The organism is Nocardia sp. NPDC060220 (assembly GCF_042727815.1).
Taxonomy (GTDB): Bacteria; Actinomycetota; Actinomycetes; order Mycobacteriales; family Mycobacteriaceae; genus Nocardia.
The window spans coordinates 1-1685 of sequence record NZ_JBHWZY010001179.1 but is presented as its reverse complement, the minus strand read 5'-3'; the positions used below and the strand labels follow the sequence as shown (position 1 = coordinate 1685).

Below are 1685 nucleotides of genomic sequence, written 5' to 3'. Positions count from 1 at the left end.
TGGCGACCTCGTCGGTCCACATCTCCGCACCGGCGAACAACCGCATGGCGGATTTCAGCGAGTTGGCCACGGCCACATAGTGCGCCGGTTGCACGTGCACGGTGCCCTCGAGACGCGGCAGGTGGTTGATGTAGCGCGAGGCCTGCGCGAAGTAGGTGGCCTTCTCGAACCCCTTGGCCGCCAGCACATCCAGCAGCAGGGTCATCGCGACCTCGGCTTCGGAGGTGACCTTGGACTTGGTCATCGGGTTGAACAGCAGGTAGCGGCGGTCCTCGAGCGAGGCGCTGCGGAAGTAGTCGACGGCGCGGTCGCTGAACAACTTCATCGCGATCAACCGCGCGTAGGCGTCGACGAAATTGCCGCGCACATGGGCGAAGTCGGTGACGGGGTTGCCGTAGAGGATGCGGTTGTTGGCGTGGGTGATGGCCTCGAAGAACGAGTGCTCGACCATGCCGATGCCGCCGTGGCAGAGATTGAACTTGCCGACGTTGACGGTGTTGAGCGCGGCCGAGAAGGCCTCCGGCCCCTCGTGCAGCAGGTCGGCGGCGGTCACCGGGTAGTTCTCCAGCCGGAAGTGGCTGACATACATCTGACCGTGGATGACGCTCTCGATCAGGTGGTAATCGTCGTGGCGGCTGTCGGCGGCGAACCAGATGTAGCCCGCCGGACCCTCGACGTCGGCGCGGCGCGAGAACACCGACACCATCGAGGCGACGTTGCCGTTGCCGATGTAGTACTTCTCGCCGCTCGCCCGGAACAGGATGCCCGCCTCGGCGTCGGCGCTGCCCGGCTCGCTCGGGGTGAGGATCAGGTCGGTGTTGTAGATATCGGCGCCGTGGTCACGCTCGGACAGCGCGAACGCCATCACCTGACCGTCGTCGAGGTCGGCGGCGGCCTTGCGCTTGGCGATCTCGTTGTCGCTCTGCCAGATCGGGCCCAGACCCAGGATGGTGACCTGCTCGGCGTACCAGTACGCCAGCCCGTAGAACCCGAAGATCTCCGCCAGTGCCGCGTTGCGGGCCGCGTCCCAGCGCTTGTTCGGGTCACCGTCGGCGTAGCCGGCCGGGGTCAGGAAGGTCGCGAACAGTTTTTCCTTGCCGACGAACTCGAGGAACTCCGACGTCCACACCGCGTCGCGGTCCTCGACCAGCAGCTGCGCCTTGCCCTTGGACTCGAACCACTCGATGGTGGCCTTCAACAGCCGCCGCGTCTCCGCGTCGAAATGCTGGGGGTCGTAGGTGGCCGGGTTGAACAGCAGGCTGGGCGAACTCGTCATGCCCGATAACTTAGCAGCGCCGCCCACCCGCCACGCCGACCCCGCGGCTCCGCTACCAGCACTTTCGCCTACGTAGCCGTAAGTTCGAACGGCTTGTTGTTGCCGTGCCCAATCGAACACCGAGCAGGTTTCCGAACTCGCCCAGATGTCGGGCAACTCTCGCCGAGACGATGCGCCGGCGCGTACGACCGGTCCGCGTCGCGGTGCCACAGACAGCGAATCGCGCTGTCCCGCATCGAGTGGGACAGCGCGATTCGTGAGACGAACTCAGCCGCGGATCTTGGCGGTGACAGCGCTGACGGCGTCTTCGGCCGGGATCTCCTCGGCTTCGCCGGTGAAGCGGTTGCGCAGCTCCACCTTGCCCTCGGCCCAGCCGCGGCCGATGACCAGGATCCAGGGCATGCCGAGC

The 1685-nt window shown here is 66.1% G+C and carries 2 protein-coding genes; both read right to left on the bottom strand.

What is annotated here, in order from left to right; all coding sequences use genetic code 11:
• The coding region (locus ACFWF3_RS35020; protein WP_379318388.1) for an acyl-CoA dehydrogenase family protein at positions 1-1276 on the bottom strand (1276 nt) is incomplete at its 3' end.
• 267 nt (positions 1277-1543) lie between these two features.
• On the bottom strand, positions 1544-1685 hold a 142-nt coding region (locus ACFWF3_RS35015), incomplete at its 5' end, for a His/Gly/Thr/Pro-type tRNA ligase C-terminal domain-containing protein (protein ID WP_379318390.1).